General features: G+C 55.8%; 21 protein-coding genes. 10 read left to right on the top strand and 11 right to left on the bottom strand.

Translation table 11 applies throughout. The features are described from left to right. Positions 1–452 precede the first annotated feature (452 nt). The 4 genes from GE278_12340 to galB are packed head-to-tail and all read right to left on the bottom strand — an operon-like array spanning position 453 to position 3,932. Positions 453–1,340: a DUF1932 domain-containing protein gene (locus GE278_12340; protein QLK61512.1), complete on the bottom strand. Its 888-nt coding sequence runs from the start codon at positions 1,338–1,340 to the stop codon at positions 453–455. Further along, complete coding sequence (locus GE278_12335) at positions 1,333–2,445, bottom strand: 4-oxalomesaconate tautomerase (GenBank protein ID QLK61511.1); 1,113 nt, start codon at positions 2,443–2,445, stop codon at positions 1,333–1,335. The genes GE278_12340 and GE278_12335 overlap by 8 nt, the downstream gene beginning before the upstream one ends. Before the next feature lie 9 nt (positions 2,446–2,454). Beyond that, a complete protein-coding gene (gene ligK, locus GE278_12330; protein QLK61510.1) occupies positions 2,455–3,180 on the bottom strand; it encodes a 4-carboxy-4-hydroxy-2-oxoadipate aldolase/oxaloacetate decarboxylase in 726 nt (241 codons plus the stop codon). Next, a complete protein-coding gene (gene galB, locus GE278_12325; protein ID QLK61509.1) occupies positions 3,177–3,932 on the bottom strand; it encodes a 4-oxalmesaconate hydratase in 756 nt (251 codons plus the stop codon). The genes ligK and galB overlap by 4 nt, the downstream gene beginning before the upstream one ends. A 162-nt stretch (positions 3,933–4,094) precedes the next feature. Between galB and GE278_12320 the strand changes: the two genes are divergently transcribed. Then, the gene (locus tag GE278_12320; GenBank protein ID QLK61508.1) at positions 4,095–5,309 is read left to right on the top strand and encodes a LysR family transcriptional regulator; all 1,215 of its coding nucleotides are present in this window, start codon (positions 4,095–4,097) and stop codon (positions 5,307–5,309) included. Positions 5,310–5,316: 7 nt separating this feature from the next. Here GE278_12320 and aroQ read toward each other — a convergent pair whose 3' ends face one another. The 4 genes from aroQ to GE278_12300 all read right to left on the bottom strand — a co-directional run bounded on the left by aroQ (position 5,317) and on the right by GE278_12300 (position 9,338). Continuing rightward, positions 5,317–5,757 (bottom strand): type II 3-dehydroquinate dehydratase, encoded by a 441-nt coding sequence (gene aroQ, locus GE278_12315; protein QLK61507.1) that lies wholly within the window; start codon positions 5,755–5,757, stop codon positions 5,317–5,319. Positions 5,758–5,771: 14 nt separating this feature from the next. After that, the gene (locus GE278_12310; protein ID QLK61506.1) at positions 5,772–6,608 is read right to left on the bottom strand and encodes an amidohydrolase family protein; all 837 of its coding nucleotides are present in this window, start codon (positions 6,606–6,608) and stop codon (positions 5,772–5,774) included. Next, the gene (locus tag GE278_12305; protein QLK61505.1) at positions 6,605–7,867 is read right to left on the bottom strand and encodes a gallate dioxygenase; all 1,263 of its coding nucleotides are present in this window, start codon (positions 7,865–7,867) and stop codon (positions 6,605–6,607) included. Before GE278_12305 ends, GE278_12310 begins: the two co-directional genes overlap by 4 nt. A gap of 91 nt (positions 7,868–7,958) precedes the next feature. Then, the gene (locus GE278_12300) at positions 7,959–9,338 is read right to left on the bottom strand and encodes an aromatic acid/H+ symport family MFS transporter (protein ID QLK61504.1); all 1,380 of its coding nucleotides are present in this window, start codon (positions 9,336–9,338) and stop codon (positions 7,959–7,961) included. Positions 9,339–9,918: 580 nt separating this feature from the next. On the opposite strand from GE278_12300, the gene GE278_12295 reads away from it, so the two are divergent. Then, positions 9,919–10,278: a type II toxin-antitoxin system RelE/ParE family toxin gene (locus tag GE278_12295; protein QLK61503.1), complete on the top strand. Its 360-nt coding sequence runs from the start codon at positions 9,919–9,921 to the stop codon at positions 10,276–10,278. Next, positions 10,271–10,573, top strand: a complete 303-nt coding sequence (locus tag GE278_12290) for a helix-turn-helix domain-containing protein (GenBank protein ID QLK61502.1) — start codon at positions 10,271–10,273, stop codon at positions 10,571–10,573. Before GE278_12295 ends, GE278_12290 begins: the two co-directional genes overlap by 8 nt. A gap of 283 nt (positions 10,574–10,856) precedes the next feature. Here the strand turns inward: GE278_12290 and GE278_12285 are convergent, their stop codons facing one another. The 3 genes from GE278_12285 to flgA all read right to left on the bottom strand — a co-directional run bounded on the left by GE278_12285 (position 10,857) and on the right by flgA (position 12,538). Continuing rightward, a complete protein-coding gene (locus GE278_12285) occupies positions 10,857–11,294 on the bottom strand; it encodes a flagellar biosynthesis protein FlgN (protein ID QLK61501.1) in 438 nt (145 codons plus the stop codon). Between the two features lie 21 nt (positions 11,295–11,315). Continuing rightward, on the bottom strand, positions 11,316–11,618 hold the full coding sequence (gene flgM, locus GE278_12280; GenBank protein ID QLK61500.1) for an anti-sigma-28 factor FlgM: 303 nt from the start codon (positions 11,616–11,618) through the stop codon (positions 11,316–11,318). 194 nt (positions 11,619–11,812) lie between these two features. Continuing rightward, a complete protein-coding gene (flgA, locus tag GE278_12275; GenBank protein ID QLK61499.1) occupies positions 11,813–12,538 on the bottom strand; it encodes a flagellar basal body P-ring formation protein FlgA in 726 nt (241 codons plus the stop codon). 176 nt (positions 12,539–12,714) lie between these two features. Here flgA and flgB point away from each other — a divergent pair, with 176 nt between their 5' ends. From flgB to flgH, 7 genes are all read left to right on the top strand, one after another. Further along, positions 12,715–13,125 (top strand): flagellar basal body rod protein FlgB, encoded by a 411-nt coding sequence (gene flgB, locus GE278_12270; protein QLK61498.1) that lies wholly within the window; start codon positions 12,715–12,717, stop codon positions 13,123–13,125. A gap of 6 nt (positions 13,126–13,131) precedes the next feature. Further along, positions 13,132–13,536: a flagellar basal body rod protein FlgC gene (gene flgC, locus GE278_12265; GenBank protein ID QLK61497.1), complete on the top strand. Its 405-nt coding sequence runs from the start codon at positions 13,132–13,134 to the stop codon at positions 13,534–13,536. Between the two features lie 11 nt (positions 13,537–13,547). Beyond that, positions 13,548–14,240 carry a flagellar hook assembly protein FlgD gene (gene flgD / locus GE278_12260; protein ID QLK61496.1) on the top strand — a complete coding sequence of 231 codons (693 nt, stop codon included), beginning with the start codon at positions 13,548–13,550 and terminating at the stop codon, positions 14,238–14,240. 83 nt (positions 14,241–14,323) lie between these two features. After that, the gene (locus tag GE278_12255) at positions 14,324–15,571 is read left to right on the top strand and encodes a flagellar hook-basal body complex protein (protein QLK61495.1); all 1,248 of its coding nucleotides are present in this window, start codon (positions 14,324–14,326) and stop codon (positions 15,569–15,571) included. 29 nt (positions 15,572–15,600) lie between these two features. After that, positions 15,601–16,356: a flagellar hook-basal body complex protein gene (locus GE278_12250; GenBank protein QLK61494.1), complete on the top strand. Its 756-nt coding sequence runs from the start codon at positions 15,601–15,603 to the stop codon at positions 16,354–16,356. Between the two features lie 21 nt (positions 16,357–16,377). After that, positions 16,378–17,160 carry a flagellar basal-body rod protein FlgG gene (gene flgG, locus GE278_12245; protein QLK61493.1) on the top strand — a complete coding sequence of 261 codons (783 nt, stop codon included), beginning with the start codon at positions 16,378–16,380 and terminating at the stop codon, positions 17,158–17,160. Between the two features lie 82 nt (positions 17,161–17,242). Then, the gene (gene flgH / locus GE278_12240) at positions 17,243–17,974 is read left to right on the top strand and encodes a flagellar basal body L-ring protein FlgH (protein QLK61492.1); all 732 of its coding nucleotides are present in this window, start codon (positions 17,243–17,245) and stop codon (positions 17,972–17,974) included. Positions 17,975–17,984: the final 10 nt, after the last annotated feature.

Below are 17,984 nucleotides of genomic sequence, written 5' to 3'. Positions count from 1 at the left end.
CTGCGCGGTGCCCTTCGGTCGGGTTACAACCCGCGCAAAAAAACGCGCGGTTTTCCACCTCTTCCTACGGCGTGATTTTTAAAAGCGGCTAAAGGCTTCCAGGTCACAACTTAACCGGCTCGGATCATTGTTCATATGATTTTGACGTTAAAAATTGTGAAATGGCGCGATCAAAAAATCCTGCTGAACGGAGCGGCTTCGAGACCTATGGCTCGAAGACCGAGTGAGGGAACCGCGCAGCGGCAGGGTTTTGCGCCACACGCAGAAGCTACAGAACACTTCCATCGGCCCAGCGACAGCGCGTGTTTAAAAAGCGAGGAGGGATGCAAGGGAGGAAAAGCACTTTCCTCCCTTGCTCGGTTTCGGCGCGAAAGGCCAGAAGATCACCGATATTGAGAAACCGAAATATCTGCAGACCTGCTTAGAAAAGCGCTACTGCGGCGCCATAGCACTCACCGACGATGCAATAAATCCACCATCTGCTTCCAGTCAAACGGCTCAAGGTCCCTGTACCCGATCCCCTCCGCTGTCAGTGCATCCACCAGCCCTTGCTGGGTCAGTACTGTCCCGCGGCTCATGTCTCCGGCGACGCCGACATCTTCCAATGTTTTCACCACTTCCCGCATTTCCTCCGCCCGACGCTTGCCGTGTTCCGCTATCCGGCTGATGAGATAATGCGGAAATTCACCGTCCCAGCCCAGTGAGGGGAAGCTGGCGTGCAAAGAGGCAAGCACTTCCTGTTCGACGCCGTATTGCCGCGCGGCGGCGAGGCATTCGGCGGTTAGGGCTTCCAGCCCTTTGATCATCACGCTGCGACACATCTTGATTGCCGACGCTTCGCCGACCACGTTGCTGTGTACCTGACTGCGGAACCCCTGGCTGTTAAGCCATTCGCTGACTGCGTAAGCGTGCGTGCCGCCGAGCAGTATCGGGGTTTTCAGGCGTGCGGGCGGACAGGGAGCCATCACGGCGACGTCTATATATGCGCCGCCGGCCTGTTCGATAGCGGCCATCGCGCTGCGTTTGGTGTTTGGCGAGACCGAGTTCAAATCAAGAAAGGTTTGATTCGCCGAAATATGCCGTGCGACGTCGCGGGCGACGTTCAGAGATTCGGCGGCGGTGACGGCAGAGAAAATGATCTGGCTGCCTTCAACGGCGTCTTGCAGTGTTGCTTCCAGACGGATCCCCGCCACATGAGCGCGTTCTGAAAGAATGTCAGAACCGGTTTGCTTATCGAACGCGATGATATCCAGTGAAGGATCCTGCTTTTTCAAATCGGTGGCCAAAATAGTGCCGACTTCGCCAAGGCCAATCAGGGCGACGCGCGTAACGTTATTCATGATGATTCTCCTGACGCCCGTTCCACACGCTGGACGCAATAGCGACGCGGCCTTCAAATATCAGGCGTGCGGTGCGTAACAGCGCACAACCGGTCAGACATTCTGCGCCGGTGCGGGACGGATCGCGCTGTAATTCGACGCTGAATTCGCCAGTGGGGTGTTCGACACTGATAAGCGGCGTGTCGCCGGAAGGCGTATGCGCCAACCCTTCGGTGACGGAACCGGGGATAAGGCAGCTGCTGGCGACGCTGACCGCGCCGAGGACGCCGATCGATGCGTGGCAGCGATGCGGAATAAATGTCCGACTGGACAGGGTGCCGCCGTTACGCGGTTCGGCGATCAGCGTCATTTTCGGCACGGTGCGCTGAGTGACGTCACCGAGATTCATTTTCACACCGGCCTGCAAGCGGATGGATTCGAGGCGGTGTTTCAGTTCATCATCGGCGTCCAGCTGTTCGCGGGTTTCATAGCCGCTTCGGCTGAGATCGGCGGCGCGCAGCAGTACCACCGGCATTCCGTTGTCGATGCAGGTGACCTCAATGCCGTCGAAGGTATCGCGCGCATTACCGGTCGGCAGCAGTGCGCCGCAGCTGGAACCGGCGATATCAGCGAACGCGATGCTGATTTTGGCCGCCGTGCCCGGCACGCCATCAATGCGCAAATCCCCCTGATAGAGCACCTGACCGTTTCTCACTGGCACATACGCGGTGGCAATCTGGCCAGTATTTTCCATAAAAATTCGCACCGGCGTAATGCCTTCGCGGGCGGTAATCAGCTGACGTTCGAGGGCAAAAGGGCCAACGGCGGCCAGAATGTTGCCGCAGTTTTGTCCGTAATCCACTGCCGCTTTATCGATATTAACCTGCGCAAACAGGTAATCAACGTCGGCATCCGGCCTTGCCGATGGGCGCACAATCGCCACTTTGCTGGTCAGCGGATCTGCGCCGCCGAGGCCGTCAATCTGGCGCGGATCGGGCGAGCCCATCACCGCCAGCAATACACGGTCGCGCAATTCGTCACTCTTTGGCAAATGTTCAGCCAGAATGAATGCGCCTTTAGACGTGCCACCGCGCATCAGTATGCAGGGAATTCGGGTCTGTGGCATGGCAGCTCCTCAGCGTTTTTCAGCCTGTTCCAGGTCTTCGGTGGAATCGAAATAGGTCAGCCCTTTTTCGGCCAGACGCGGGCGCATCGCGTAGATATCCAGCCCCAGTTCGCCGTCGGCCATACGCGCACGTTTGCTCTCTTCCAGCGCTTCGCGTTCGCGGCTGGCGTGCAGAACCTGCGCGACATCTTCACGACGAATGACCACCACACCGTCGTCATCCGCCACAATCGCATCGCCCGGATACACCAGCTGACCGGCGCAAACCACCGGCACATTCACTGAGCCGAGCGTTTCTTTCACCGTCCCCTGCGCGTAAACAGCCCGTGACCAGACGCGGAACCCCATCTCACGCAAGGTTTTGGTGTCACGCACACCCAGATCCGCGACCAGCCCGACAACGCCGCGTGCTTTCAGCGAGGTAGCCAGCAGATCACCGAAGAAACCGTCGGAGCAGGGAGAGGTCGGTGCGACGACCAGAATATCGCCTGGCTGACATTGCTCGACCGCCACGTGAAACATCCAGTTGTCGCCCGGCGCGGTCAGAACCGTGACGGCGCTGCCGGAAATCGCGCAGTCTTGTTGGATCGGGCGGATAGCCTGATCGAGCAGGCCTTTGCGTCCCTGTGCTTCATGAACCGTTGCTACGCCAAACGCAGCCAGCGCGGTGACGTCCGCTGTATTCGCCCGTGAAATATTGCGCACCACCACGCCTTTTTTACCGATCAGACTCATGCTAAATCCTCCGTCACGCGTGGGAAGAGGCTCTGATAGCCTTCGCCGTACACGATGTTTTTGCTGCTGGTGATACCGACGTTTCGTTTGGCCTGTACGCCGCGCTGCTGAGCGACGCGGGTGTAGTATTCCCACAAATGTTCCTGTCCGGCCATGCACTGGATGGCCTGATATTTTTTGTCCCAGACGTCGGTGATATCGAGCAGAACGTCCGGCTTCCATTCACATTGTTCCGGCTGATGCGGCTCGAAGCAGTAGACAGGCGGCGCGCCGACGATGGTTTCGCCCGGTTTGTAACCCTCGGCCTGGGCGATAATTCGTGCTTCCTGCGCCAGATGGGTGGCCATCGGGTGATCGTAGTTGTATGGGTCTTTCAGGGAGTGAGTCAGTACGAAATGAGGCTGCACCCGGCGATAAACGTCGGCCAGGCGAAACAGTGATTCTTTGTCACCGCGCAACGGGTAATCACCCATATCGAAAAATTCGACGGTCGCCCCAAGAATTTCCGCCGCCGCCATCGCTTCTTCACGGCGGGACGCCTTGACAATGTCTTCGCTCATATTGTCTTTGCGCCACAGTTTGGCGGATTCCCCCCGCTCCCCGAAAGTCAGACAAACGATGTGAACCGCGTAACCGGCCTGCGTATGTTTGGCGATGGCACCGCCTGCACGCCAGACGAAATCGGCGGAGTGGGCGCTGACGACTAAAGCGCTTTTAAGTTTTTTTACATCATCTTGCTGCAACTGAGTCATGAGGCGTTTCCTTCGTTTTTGTTCCTCTCACGGGAGAGGCTCTGCGTACGTCCATGCTGTCAGTCCGCGTATCTGGCGGGTAATTCATTTAATTGCAGGGGGTATGCGTTTTATTTATATTGCAGAGGGATATCACGAAAAAAAACCTGACGGGAGAAGGGGATGGCGCAAGCTGAGATGCTGAGTAATCTGATGCAAATACGGGCATTTTGTCAGGTGGTCGATCAGGGTAGCGTGTCGCGCGCCGCCGATGAGCTGTACCGCACACAGTCGGCGGTGACCCGGGCGATCCGCGATCTGGAGCAGGCGCTGGACGTGCCGCTGTTTGAACGCCACGCCAACGGCATGTTGCTGACCGATTTCGGCAAATGCGTTTTACCGCGCGCGCGGCGGGCGATCGCCGAGCTGCATCTGATCCCCGCGCAGCTGGCGAAACTCCACGGCAAAGCGGGGCAGACGCGCAGCGAAACCGAGCCGCTGTATCTGTTCAACGTCCGCCGCCTGCAAATTTTCATCTCCCTGTGCAAAACACGTCATATGCAGACGGTCGCGACGCTGCTGGGACTCAGCCAGCCGGCGGTCAGCGCGGCGCTGAAAGTACTAGAAAACGGCGCGGGCGTGGCACTGCTCGAACGCACGCCGCACGGCATGATGCCGTCGCTGGCAGGGCAGGACATTGTGCCCAATCTGCGCCGTGCGCTGAACGAGCTTCGGCATATTCCGGCGGACATCGCCGCCCGTCGCGGGGTGCTGGAAGGCACTGTGCAGGTGGGGGCACTGCCGCTCGGGCGCACGCGGTTATTGCCGCAGGCAATCATCGGCCTGACGCAGCGCTACGGCGGGGTGAAAGTGGTGACTAACGAAAGCGCGTTCAGCGCACTGGCCTCTGAGCTGCGTTCCGGTGAAGTGGATTTTATCTTCGGTGCACTGCGTTCCAGTGATTATGCGGCGGATATGGTGACCGAAACGCTGTTCACCGAAAGCATGGTGATTCTGGCCAGAAAGGGTCATCCGTTGCTGGCAGGAGAGGTGACATACGAGGATTTACGCGAAGCGCGCTGGGTGCTGCCGCGTGCTGAAACCCCGGCGCGACGGTTGCTGGACAACAGTTTTGCCGCGATGACGATTCCGCCGCCGGACCCGGTGGTGGAAAGCGGCGATCTGGGAATTGTGCGCGGATTATTGCTTGGCTCAGACATGCTGGCGGCAGTATCTGCCCGCCAGCTGGAGCACGAACTTGCGTCCGGTGAGCTGGTGCAACTGCCGCTGGATCTGACCGATACGCATCGGGCCATCGGTCTGACTTATCGCGCCGGAAGCCTGCTTTCGCCCGCTGCCCAGGCGCTGGTGGCGGAGATCCGCAAAGTTTGCGGCTAATCCCGAATCACTTGCTCAGATTCACCACCGCCTGTCTGATCGCATATTCATATCCCTGAATACCAAACCCGCAGATTACGCCGACTGAGACGTCGGATAGAAACGAGTGATGGCGGAATGCATCGCGCTTGTGCACGTTGGTGATGTGCACTTCATACAGCGGCAGGCTGACGGCGGTCACCGCATCGCGAACAGCGACGGAAGTGTGCGTCCACGCGGCCGCATTGAGGACAATTGCATCCACCTTGCCGCGACAGATCTGAATACGGTCGATGAGGTCGCCTTCATGATTGGTCTGGAAAAAGTCGATAGTTGCGCCGCAGCTTTCGCCGGTCCGATGGCAGAGCTTTTCGATGGTCGCCAGCGTGTCGTGACCGTAGGTTTGGGGCTCGCGGGTGCCGAGCAGGTTCAGGTTCGGGCCGTTAAAAACGGCAATTTTATAGCTCATTATCGTCCCTTTCGTTATACGTAATCTTTGAAACCAAACAGGTCTTTCGGTGTTTGCCACAGGATCTGGTGCCGGGTCTTTTCATCGGGGAACAATTGTTCCACCAGCATCAGTAAGGTACCGAGATCCATCCGGTGTTCAGCGCGCAGAAATGGCCAGTCGGACCCCCACATGCAATGCTCAGCGCCAAAGGCGTTGAGCAGCGCGTGCTGATACGCGTGGCCGTCCTGATAAGGAAACGGCTGGCGGCTGAACTTCGACAAGCCAGAGAGTTTTACCCAGGTGCGTTGCTGAGAGGCCAGCCTGAGCAGGGCCTGAAAGGCGGGTTGTTGCAGACCTTTTGACACATCCGGTCGGCCAGAGTGGTCGATCAACAACCGCGTTCGTGTGCGGTTAATCATCGGTAATAAAGCCAGTAGCTGATCGTCTTGTACCTGAATCGCGGCGAAAAGGTCGAGTTCACAGAGACTGTCCATCAGACGATCGAGGTGTAAAAACGGCGTCGTGCCGAGCATCGCGACGTTCATTGCAATGCCCACCACACCGGCCTGCTTCAGATGTGCGAGCCTGTCTGGCGTAATATCGAAAGGTACCACGGCGATGCCTTTGAAACGTCCGTTGCCTTTTTCCAGCGCATCCAGCAGACAAGCGCTTTCGGTGTTATAGCCCGACGTCGGGCCGACGATCAGTGAATGGCGGATGTTATAGGCCTGCATCACCGCACGATAATAATCGGCGGTGCCAATCTCGTGACCTTCCGGACGGTACGGCGTGTCCGCAAGGTACGGGAAGCGCGCCGGATCAAACACGTGATGATGGGTGTCGATCTTAGGTTGCTCAAATATCGTCATACTTTTGCTTTACCTGCCACTGAATAAAGAACTTGCTGATTGCGGGTTTTCTGGAATTCTTCCAGCGTTTCGCCGCGCATTGCCGAGTAAATATGCAGGTTGGAGACGCCGACCACCGCGCCGAGTTTTTCCAGCAGGAAGAAACTGACGCCATAATGGATCATGCCGCGCCAGTCCAGCTCGCGCAGAAGTTGTTGTTCGGCATCGGTGAGTTTGTTTTCAGCGAACATTGCGTTTTGATCGGTAAGAAAACGCTCGCGCCATGCGGGCTGGATAAGGCGATGCAGAAAGCGGTTGAGGCGCAGGGCTTTCAGGCTGCGCGCCTGCGTGAACGGGTAGGTACCGGGGAGTTTTTCCACGCCAGCCAGCTGTTGCGCAATTTTGTCTCGCTGGCGCTGCTGCACATCAAACGGCGCTTCGCGGGACTGATTTTCAAGGATCAGCGTCGCGATGCCGGTCATCGACGGCAGATAATAGGCTTGATGGGTTTTCTTCACATTGGCTGACAGCGCACCGCGCATCACCAGCCACATGATCACTTCCGCGCCCTCCATTCCGCCGAGCGTGGCGAATTCCGCCAGCGTCATTTCGGTCAAACGCTGCGGATCGTTGACTATCATATCGACAAATTGCTCGTCCCAGTCCGGATTGTTAAAACCGCAACGCTCGCCGTGAACCTGATGAGAAACGCCGCCGGTGGCGACAATCGCCACGTTCAGATCTTCCGGGAAACTTTCAATGGCGCGGCGCAATGCCTGACCGAGTTTATAGCAGCGGCGGGCGGTCGGAATTGGGAACTGCAACACGCCGATTTGCAGCGGAACGATCTGCGTTGGCCAGCCGCCAACGTGTGGCAGCAACGCGGAAAGTGGCGAGAACAGGCCATGATCCAGCGGCTTATCCTGGAAGAACGACATGTCGAATTCGTCCGCCATCAGGCTGGCACCGATATGTTGGGACAGCGCGGCATGGCCTTTTACCGGCGGTAAATCACGCGGGCCGCCACCTTCATCGGCAACCTCATAATGATCGTCGATGCCTAATGTGAACGCCGAATAGTGATCGAAAAAGAAAGAGGTAACGTGGTCGTTAAAAATGTAGACCAATACGTCGGGTTTCTTCTCCTCCAGCCATTCCTGCATCGGGGCAAAGCCTTCAAAAATCGGTGCCCATGCGCTCTCTTCCTGTTTGTTATGATCCACGGCGAAACCGATGGTCGGGGTATGTGAAACTGCTAAACCACCTATTATCTTAGCCATCTTCAATCCTTAATACTGATGTAGGGTAAGCGCGGCGCATAAGCCGCGTGAGTAATGTTTCGATCTAATTATCAGAAGGCTAATCCGCAGATTAGCGGACATTCATGGTGCGCGACAACTCCGGGATATCAGTAATATCAACGCCTTTAAGAGTCTCGGCCGGGTGTGCCGCACGGTGTAAAAGAATGCTCAGGCCAGCCAGTAATGCAGGCAGCGCCAAAATAATGAAGATCATGTTCTCGCCGGAGAAAACGCCGAGCAAAATGCCACCCATCGATGAGCTGATGATCGCGCCGCTGCGGCCAATGCCGTGCATCCAGCAGACGCCGGTGGCGCGCATCTCGGTTGGATAGAAGGCCGGAGAAAACGCCTGCAATCCGGTTTGTGCGCCGTTAATGCACACGCCACTGATGAAGACCAGCAGGGCGAGAACGTCCGGGCTGAAGTTACCTATGCCCTGCGACAGCAGACTCACCATGCCCATCATGTAGAAACCGGCGATGACCCGTTTTGCAGTGAATTTATCCATCAGGCCGCCGACCATCAGGCCGCCGAATGTGCCGCCGAGCTGGAAAAGACCGGCGACGATTGCCGCGCGCTCCAGCGAAAATCCGCTGTTACGCATGATGGTCGGCAGCCAGCCGTTGAGCAGGTAAATCACGAACAACCCCATGAAATAGGTCACCCACAGCACGACGGTTCCTTTGGCATAGCCATTCGTGAACAGCTGGAAGACTTTGGCTTTCTTCTGGATGACCGGTGCTTTAAGAACGAATTTTGTATTGGTACTGAAAACTCCACCGGCGCGCGTCAGCACTTTGGCAATCTTTTCTTTGGCGACGTTGCGTACCACCATGTACATGGCCGATTCAGGCAAGATCCACATCAGTAAGGGCAGCATCAGCAGTGGCAAAATCCCGCCAGCGAAAATTACCGCTTTCCAGCCGTAAACCGGCAGCAGCCCGGCGGCAATAAAACCGCCTGCGCCGGAACCGACGTTAAAGCCGCTATACATGACGGTGATCATCAGGCTGCGGCGGCGCTCCGGCATGTATTCGGAAACCAGCGTCACGGTGTTGGGCATCACCGCGCCTAGCCCCAGACCGGTGAGAAAACGCAGCACTGCCATCTCCACCGGAGTGCGCGCGAAGGTGCTCAGCAGGCTGAAGAGTGCGAAACATAAAATCGACCACATCAGGACGCGTTTGCGCCCGAAGCGGTCGGCGTTCGGTCCGGCGATCAGTGCGCCAATGGCTACACCAAACATGGCAGCGCCGAGGATTGGCCCCATTTCCGCCCGGCTGATGCCCCAGTCTTCAATCAGTGCCGGGGCGATAAAACCCATCACTGCGGCGTCATAACCGTCGAACATGATGATGATGAAACACAGCGACAGAACCACCCACTGATATTTCGATATCGGGCGTTCGTCTATCCACGTTTTAACATCCACGATGGTGTTGTTGCTCATAGGGTCCGCTCTCTGTTTTTTTTATTAATATGTGATCGGATTAAAACTTTGAGAATAATTTCACCGGCGGGCGGGGCACGCCACCTAACCGCTGAGGGGTTTAATTGTAATTATTTTAGTTATTAAACAATAAGTTGTCATATCAGTGCTGCACTTCCAGATTACCAACTTAGGGGCTGCAAACGCCGCTGTCTGCCATAAAATAATTATGCAGGTATGAGTTTTATTTATGTTGGTGTTTCTGAAAGAACGACAGGCCAGCTGCCGTTGGAGAAAATATTTTAAGAGAAGGGAAATTACAGGGGGCATCAATTACAGCTTACCAGTCAGTCAGGCATATCCCGGAAGCAGTCGTCATCGAGTGTGAGGGTAGCGATTTTTTGTACCAGCCCGCGCATATTTCGCACCGTGCTACAGGATACTGAGGTTGCTGCGAACCAGCACTCCTGCGAATTCTCATATTTTGTAAGCGGCCTCGTAATCTCATCTGCAAGTCTGTGAAAATTGCTTTTATGGTTATTTTTTTATCACTTTGTAGAGTAGGATTTATAGATTATAGTCTATACAAGGATGATGATTTATGTGGCCGGTGCTCACGACAGATATTTTCGATTCGTGGTTTGAACGACAGGATGTTAAGACGCAGGAGAAGTTACTGGCAGGTATGTTAGCGCTGAGTATCGGCGGGCCGGAAGTGGGAAGGCCACTGGTTGATACGGTGTATGAATCTGCTTATACGCACATGAAAGAATTACGTATACAGCATAAGGGAAACCCCTTCAGGGCGTTTTTTGCCTTTGACCCCTTTCGTCAGGCAATTATTCTTTGTGCCGCGAAAAAAGAAGGAAATGAAAAACTCTTTTATCAGCGGATGTTAAGAATAGCCGACCAGGCTTATCTGGAACATCTGCAACAGCCACAAGGATCAGATCATGGCTAAGCATCTTAAGCAGTTAATGGCAGAACGTTCGCCGGAAAGTCAGGAACGTATTACTCGCATGGCGGAAGAAATGCTGCTGGAGGTTCGCCTTCAGGCACTTCGCGAGCAGCTGGCGATGTCGCAGGCAGAAGTGGCAAAAGCAATGGGTATCAGCCAACCCTCGGTTGTCGCAATCGAACAACGCGGCAATGACATCAAGCTCTCCACCATGAAACGCTACATCGAAGCGATGGGGGGCAAATTGCGGCTGAATGTCGAAATGCCCGACGGTAAACACATGGAATTTGTGGTTTGAAAAGATCTCTACGGGTTAAATCACCCTGAAGAGAACTTCAGTCATCCGGCGGTGGATAAGGGGAGTTGGCTGGAGGAGCACTGCCTTTATCGGCTTAAGCGAGCCTGACGTGTCTCATCATTTTTAAAGAAAAAACGGTACGGGGTTGCTTTGCTCCACACCTTCGCAGCGGGGGGATTTTGCGGCAATAGAAGGAGTTTCTGAAACAGAGCCGGGCGGCATGGCCCGTATTTAAAAACCGCCGGTGCGGGGCATTCGCACAAAAACCGTGATGAGTTTCGGTCTAAACGGAGATCTTACGGACCCTTTGTCCCGTCACCGTCTCCAGCCCATTCGCACCGTAAAATTTTTGCGACTGGCTGGCATTGAGGATCGCAAGAGCCTCGGTGTTGTAGTCGAGCTGTTTACCCAGCAGTAATCCGTTGTGCCGGTTGATCTGACTCAGTTTGGTCGTCATTTGCACCACCTGCTTCCACATCGCAGCGATTTCTGGCTGACGCGAGTAAGGGGCAGTTTGTTTCAGGCGTTCATCGTGCTGACGACGTTGTTTATCAAGATAGTCTACCGTGGCCAGTAATGAGCTTTTCTGCTCGGTGATGTGTTGCAGGGCCGCTCCGTTAATGCGGCCTGAGCACAGTATCGTTTGTTCGTGATTAATCACTTGATCCAGCGCTTGCAACGTTTCAACCAGGGTAGTCATGGTCTTGATAAAGTTCTTCATCGTGCCTAATTACCTTTCAACTTAAAAATCTTTGAGATAATCCTGTGTGTCTTGCAACAGGGCATCGGCAATTTTGCCCGTGTCCATTGTCAGTTTGCCATCACGGATCGCCTGCTTCAGCTCGTCTACACGGGCTGTATTAATATCCTGCGCACTTGACTGAGTCAGCGAGGTTTGTGCTTCGCTCAGCGTCACTGCGGTACCGCTGGTCTTGGTGCTGGAAACGGTATCTTCTTTACGCGCGTTCTGTACAGATGTCTCAGAAGGATCACGTTGCTGGACCGGGCTGAGAGGCGAAACGCCTTGAGTACGATCAATAGCCATATTTTTTTCTCCGGTAATTGCCCGTCAGACTTCACGTTGCCGGTGCGTTTGCTCCGTGCAACACGAACTGTTCAGGGCAATAAGTTAGGGTCAATACCCTAAAAATGCCGTCGTGTGACGACTCTGATACGTGTGTTATCGACATGTGGCGCAATAACTTTAGCCTTTATTGCCGAAAAAGTGACGATTTATCACTAAATCTCCACCGTGACAGACCCGTCGGAACCCACCGTACCATTGACGATCACGCCTGAAGGCATCCTGATCCGGACGGATTCATTCGCTGCTGCGTTGTTCATAGCCTTACCTGCGCTGGACACGTTAAAGCCGCTGCCCGTTGCCTGTACCTGAACTTCCTGCCCCGCGTGAACCATCCACGGACGGCGCAGCATTGAAAGCGTCAGCGGCTGACCGATATTGATGTTACGCAGGGTCACGCCGTTAAGCGCCTGTTGGCTGTCTAAAATCGCTTTTGGCGGCAAAAGATCCAGTCGTCCGGTCTTTTGCTGCATATCTGCTTGTGCAAGATGCGCACCGGCAGGGACATTCTTCGCTGCCACCCAGTAGGTTCCGCTCACCTGCACTTTGGTCTGCACGTAGCTTTTCTGCCCGTTACAGTTCACCGCTACCGACACGTTGCCCCAGGTGCGGCCATTCGGCGAAAGCATAAACTGCGGCGCAAGGCACTGCGGCTGACGCGCCACCGGCGTGGTGACCTGCACCGAGACCTGCATGTCGCTGTCGGCATATTGCTGACGGAAGAACTGCTGTAACTGGCTGGCGAGCAATGTATCGCTATTGACCTGAGCGGGCATGGTTTTCACCGGTGCATTTTGCGCATAACTGCCCGCACTGAGCGTCGCACCCAGAAGCATGCAAGTCAGTATGAAGCGGCAGCGTCCCATCATCAGTCTGCTCATTCGCGATTTATCCTTGTGCCCGTCTGCGGATCATCAGTCTAGTGGCGACAAGTCTACCCGCACTTTTCAATTCCTAAAGGAACAAATAGCACCCGATTTTGCGCTTATTCAGACGATAGGTTGTTGACACCCGCAATTATGCTGTCGGCTCCAAAATCTCATTTTGCGGAGGGCGCATGCTCGACAAACTGAACGCCGCACTACAGTTCCAACAGGAAGCGCTCAACCTGCGCGCCCAGCGGCAAGAAATACTTTCAGCCAATATCGCCAACGCCGATACCCCAGGGTATCAGGCGCGCGATATTGATTTCGCCAGTCAGTTACAGAAAGTGATGGAGCAGGGGCGCGCCAGTGGCAGCGGAATGTCTTTATCACTGACGTCTGACCGCCACATTCCGGCATCGAACGCTCAGGCAGCTGATATGGATTTGATGTACCGGATCCCGGATCAACCTTCGGCGGACGGCAACACAGTCGATATGGACCGTGAACGTACCAACTTTGCCGATAACAGCGTGCGTTATCAGACTGATCTGACCGTCCTTGGCGGACAGGTCAAATCGATGATGTCCGTGCTGCAAGGATAATTTCATATGTCGATGTTGGGTATTTTTGATATCGCCGGATCTGCGCTCGCTGCGCAGTCTCAGCGTCTGAACGTCAGCGCCAGTAACATGGCTAACGCCGACAGCGTCACCGGTCCCGATGGCCAGCCTTATCGGGCCAAACAGGTGGTGTTTCAGGTGAATGCCGCACCCGGCCAGGAAACCGGCGGGGTGAAAGTGGCGCAAATTGTTGATGATCCGGCGCCAATGCGCATGGTGTATGAGCCAGGTAATCCGATGGCGGATGCTAAAGGTTATGTACAGATGCCAAACGTAGATGTGGTCAGCGAAATGGTGAACACCATCTCCGCTTCCCGCAGTTATCAGGCCAACGTCGAGGTGCTCAATACCACCAAGTCGTTGATGATGAAAACTCTGACTCTGGGTCAATAGCGGAGCGCACCATGGCAATTACCACGTCGATTAACGACACCACGGATAACACCATCGCGGCCACCAGCGCGACCTCCACCAGCAGTGGAAGTTCGGCAGATGATTTATCCAGCAGTTTCCTGACCCTGTTAGTGGCGCAGCTGAAAAACCAGGATCCCACCAATCCGATGGATAACAGCCAGCTGACCACCCAGTTAGCGCAGATCAGCACCGTGAGCGGCATTGAAAAGCTCAACACCACGCTGGGCAGCATCTCCGGGCAGATCACCAACGGCACGTCCGTTCAGGCCAGTTCCCTGATCGGCCATGGCGTAATGGTCTCCGGCAGCACAATTTTGGTCGGCAGCGACACTGACGGCACCGTCAGCACCACGCCATTCGGGTTGGAGCTGGAAAGCGCCGCCGACAACGTGACTGCCACCATCAGCGATTCCACCGGTAAAGCCGTGAAGACGATCAGCCTGGGTTCCCAGACTGCCGGTGTCCACAGCTATACCTGGGATGGCACGCTGGACGACGGCACCAAAGCCCCGAACGGCAGCTATTCCTTCAGCATCAATGCGCTGAATAACAATCAGCAAATGGTGGCAACGCCGCTGAACTATGCACTGGTAAACGGCGTGATTAACAGCACGACCGGTACTTCGCTGGATCTCGGTGTGCGCGGAACGACGACAGTCGATCAGGTAAGACAGATTTTGTAATCAGAGACACTCGAACGGCGCCTCTGCTTCGCAGGGGGAGGTGCTAAAAACACAGTCACTTCACACAGTATACGGAGCAGACCATGAGCTTTTCGCAAGCAGTCAGCGGCCTGAGCGCAGCATCGACCAACCTGGACGTCATCGGTAACAATATCGCCAACTCCGCGACCGTGGGTTTCAAAACCGCGACCGCTTCTTTTGCCGATATGTTCGCCGGTTCACAAACGGGGATGGGCGTTAAAGTCGCCGCAGTCACACAAAACTTCAATGACGGTACCACCACCACGACATCGCGTGGTCTGGACGTTGCTCTGAGCGGCAACGGTTTCTTCCGTCTGGCCGACAGCAGCGGCACCGTGTATTACTCCCGTAACGGTCAGCTGTCTCTCGACGCCAACCGTAATCTGGTGAACATGCAGGGTCTGAGCGTGACCGGTTATCCGGCCACCGGTACGCCGCCAACCATCGCTGCGGGCGCACAGCCTGTTGCGCTGAGCGTGCCAACCACCATGATGAGTGCTAAATCCACCGTTTCCGGCACCATGGTCGCTAACCTCAACTCTACCGATACCGCGCCAAAAACCGCGACCTTCAACAGCAACGATGACACCAGCTACAACTACGTCAACAGCATCACCACCTATGACTCACTGGGTAATGCGCATGACAACAACGTCTACTTCGTGAAGTCCTCCACCGTTGCTAACAGCTGGGACGTGTATTCGCAGGACGGCAGCGTTGCCGGTTCTACTGCCGGTAAAATCGGCACGCTGAACTTCAGCACCAGCGGCGCACTGACCAGCACTGCCGACGCCGCGGGCGTTGTGCAAACCGGCATGAGCCTGACGTTGCCGATGAATACCACCGCTAACGGCGCAGTGACACCTCAGACGGTCGCACTGGATTTCACCGGCAGTATCCAGCAGAGCACCGGCAGCAACAGCATCGGTTCCCTGACGCAGGATGGTTACGCAGCGGGTCAGATGACCGGTTACACCATCAACAACGACGGCACCATCACCGGCACTTATTCCAACCAGAAAACCCAGTTACTCGGCCAGATCGTACTGAGCTCCTTCTCTAACCCGGAAGGTCTGAAATCCGAAGGCGATAACGTCTGGACGGCGACCTCCTCTTCAGGTCAGGCCGTCAACGGCATCGCCAGCGAAGGTGGCTTCGCCAGCATCACCAGTGGCGCGCTGGAATCGTCCAACGTCGATCTGAGTGCGGAACTGGTGAATATGATCGTTGCTCAGCGTAACTATCAGTCGAATGCGCAAACCATCAAAACTCAGGACTCCATCCTGAACACGCTGGTTAACCTGCGCTAACGCGCGATAAAACTCGATAGGGCAGCACTATGGATCACGCTATCTACACCGCGATGGGCGCCGCCAGCCAGACGCTGGTTCAGCAGTCGGTCACGTCAAGTAACCTGGCTAACGCCTCCACACCGGGCTTTCGTGCGCAACTTTTAGCGATGCGTGCGGTGCCGGTGGAGGGGCAAAGTCTGGACACCCGCACGCTGGTCACGGCCTCGACGCCGGGCGCAGATATGTCGCAGGGGAAGCTTAACTACACGGGCCGTCCGCTGGATGTGGCCTTACAGCAGGACGGTTTCCTGGCGGTGCAGATGCCTGATGGCACTGAAGCCTATACCCGTAACGGGGATATGCAGGTGTCACCCACTAATCAGCTGACCGTACAAGGTCATCCGGTGATGGGCGACAACGGCCCCATCGAAGTGCCGCCCAACTCGCAGCTGACCATCTCTGCGGACGGCACCATTGCCGTGCTGGAAGCCGGCGCTGACCCGAACACCATGGGTCAGCTCGGTAAACTGAAACTGGTTAAAGCCACCGGCAGTGAAGTGACGCGAGGCGACGACGGCATGTTCCGTCTGACGCCGGAAACGGCACAGGCCCGTGGTAATGCCCTTGCGGCCGATCCGACCATTCACGTTATGCCTGGAACCCTCGAAGGCAGTAACGTGCAGCCGGTCGAAACCATGGTTGACATGATCGCCAACGCCCGTCGCTTTGAGATGCAGATGAAAGTCATCCACAGCGTCGATGAAAATGAACAACGCGCCAATAATCTGCTGTCACTGACCTGATGATGGCAGAGGAGTAACGACATGATCCCATCGCTTTATATCGCGAAAACCGGTCTGGATGCACAGCAGACCAACATGGACGTCATCGCCAATAACCTGGCGAACGTCAGCACCAACGGCTTTAAACGCCAGCGTGCGGTTTTTGAAGATTTGCTGTACCAGACAATCCGCCAGCCGGGTGCGCAGTCGTCTGAACAAACCAACCTGCCTTCCGGTTTGCAGATCGGTACTGGTGTTCGCCCTGTCTCCACTGAACGTCTGTTCTCGCAGGGCAACCTGTCGCAGACCAGCAACAGTAAAGACATCGCTGTAAAAGGTGAGGGCTTCTTCCAGGTCCAGTTGCCTGACGGCACCACCGCCTATACCCGCGATGGTTCATTCCAGGTGGATCAGAACGGTCAGCTGGTGACCTCCAGCGGCTATCAGGTGATCCCTGCGATCACTATTCCGACCAACGCCCTCAGCATGACCGTGGGCCGCGACGGGATCGTCAGCGTCACCCAGCAGGGTCAGACGGCGGCGCAGCAGGTCGGTCAGTTAACACTGAGCACTTTTATCAACAACAGCGGCCTGGAATCCATGGGTGAAAACCTGTACCAGGAAACGCAAAGCTCCGGCGCGCCGACAGAAAGCACGCCGGGCCTGAACGGCGCGGGCCTGTTGTATCAGGGCTATGTTGAAACTTCGAACGTCAACGTGGCGGAAGAGCTGGTCAACATGATCCAGACGCAGCGTGCGTATGAAATCAACAGTAAAGCAGTGTCCACCTCGGACGAAATGCTGCAGAAACTTTCGCAGCTGTAATGTATGAGAGGACGGGGCGTCAGCGCTCCCGTCCGGTACGGTTTCTGATTCCTGTCAGGTCGATTTTTTTAAGGCGATAACTGTGGTGACCAAAAAAATAACGTCGGTAAAGACTTCTCTTGTAAACCGACCAGGCAAGCTGGCGCTGCCGCTGTTAGTGACGTTACTGGCGAACGGTTGTGCGTATTTCCCGCACACCCCGCTGGTGCCAGGCACGACCACAGCGACCCCTGCGCCCGCCGCACCGCCGGTTCCTAACGGTTCGATTTTCCAGTCAGTTCAGCCGATGAACTATGGTTATCAGCCTTTGTTCGAAGACCGTCGTCCGCGCAATATCGGCGATACCCTGACCATTGTGTTGCAGGAAAACGTCAGTGCGAGCAAAAGCTCCTCGGCCAACGCCAGCCGCAACGGGTCAACCAAGTTTGGCTTTGACACCACCCCGCGCTACCTGGAAGGGCTGTTCGGCAACTCCCGCGCTGCGGTGGATACCTCCGGCGATAACACCTTCGCGGGCAAAGGTGGCGCAGCCGCCAATAACAGTTTCACCGGGACATTAACCGTCACGGTCAGCGAAGTGCTGGCGAACGGCAACCTGAAGGTGGTCGGTGAGAAACAAATCGAGATTAATCAGGGCACCGAATTCATCCGGTTCTCCGGTGTGGTCAACCCGCGCACCATCAGCGGTGCCAATGCGGTGGTCTCCACACAGGTGGCCGATGCGCGTATCGAGTACGTAGGGAATGGCTACATCAACGAAGCGCAGAACATGGGCTGGTTGCAGCGGTTCTTCTTAAACTTATCGCCGTTATAACGAGGCAATC

Source organism: Enterobacteriaceae bacterium Kacie_13, from assembly GCA_013457415.1.
Classification (GTDB): Bacteria; Pseudomonadota; Gammaproteobacteria; order Enterobacterales; family Enterobacteriaceae; genus Rahnella.
The sequence above is the reverse complement of the archived record's forward strand: the minus strand, read 5'-3'. Positions and strand labels throughout refer to the sequence as shown.

Coding starts and splice junctions, on each gene's coding strand:
- GE278_12340 (QLK61512.1), bottom strand. CDS start 1,340: ATGAATAACGTTACGCGCGTCGCCCTGATTGGCCTTGGCGAAGTCGGC.
- GE278_12335 (QLK61511.1), bottom strand. CDS start 2,445: ATGCCACAGACCCGAATTCCCTGCATACTGATGCGCGGTGGCACGTCT.
- ligK (QLK61510.1), bottom strand. CDS start 3,180: ATGAGTCTGATCGGTAAAAAAGGCGTGGTGGTGCGCAATATTTCACGG.
- galB (QLK61509.1), bottom strand. CDS start 3,932: ATGACTCAGTTGCAGCAAGATGATGTAAAAAAACTTAAAAGCGCTTTA.
- GE278_12320 (QLK61508.1), top strand. CDS start 4,095: ATGGCGCAAGCTGAGATGCTGAGTAATCTGATGCAAATACGGGCATTT.
- aroQ (QLK61507.1), bottom strand. CDS start 5,757: ATGAGCTATAAAATTGCCGTTTTTAACGGCCCGAACCTGAACCTGCTC.
- GE278_12310 (QLK61506.1), bottom strand. CDS start 6,608: ATGACGATATTTGAGCAACCTAAGATCGACACCCATCATCACGTGTTT.
- GE278_12305 (QLK61505.1), bottom strand. CDS start 7,867: ATGGCTAAGATAATAGGTGGTTTAGCAGTTTCACATACCCCGACCATC.
- GE278_12300 (QLK61504.1), bottom strand. CDS start 9,338: ATGAGCAACAACACCATCGTGGATGTTAAAACGTGGATAGACGAACGC.
- GE278_12295 (QLK61503.1), top strand. CDS start 9,919: ATGTGGCCGGTGCTCACGACAGATATTTTCGATTCGTGGTTTGAACGA.
- GE278_12290 (QLK61502.1), top strand. CDS start 10,271: ATGGCTAAGCATCTTAAGCAGTTAATGGCAGAACGTTCGCCGGAAAGT.
- GE278_12285 (QLK61501.1), bottom strand. CDS start 11,294: ATGAAGAACTTTATCAAGACCATGACTACCCTGGTTGAAACGTTGCAA.
- flgM (QLK61500.1), bottom strand. CDS start 11,618: ATGGCTATTGATCGTACTCAAGGCGTTTCGCCTCTCAGCCCGGTCCAG.
- flgA (QLK61499.1), bottom strand. CDS start 12,538: ATGAGCAGACTGATGATGGGACGCTGCCGCTTCATACTGACTTGCATG.
- flgB (QLK61498.1), top strand. CDS start 12,715: ATGCTCGACAAACTGAACGCCGCACTACAGTTCCAACAGGAAGCGCTC.
- flgC (QLK61497.1), top strand. CDS start 13,132: ATGTCGATGTTGGGTATTTTTGATATCGCCGGATCTGCGCTCGCTGCG.
- flgD (QLK61496.1), top strand. CDS start 13,548: ATGGCAATTACCACGTCGATTAACGACACCACGGATAACACCATCGCG.
- GE278_12255 (QLK61495.1), top strand. CDS start 14,324: ATGAGCTTTTCGCAAGCAGTCAGCGGCCTGAGCGCAGCATCGACCAAC.
- GE278_12250 (QLK61494.1), top strand. CDS start 15,601: ATGGATCACGCTATCTACACCGCGATGGGCGCCGCCAGCCAGACGCTG.
- flgG (QLK61493.1), top strand. CDS start 16,378: ATGATCCCATCGCTTTATATCGCGAAAACCGGTCTGGATGCACAGCAG.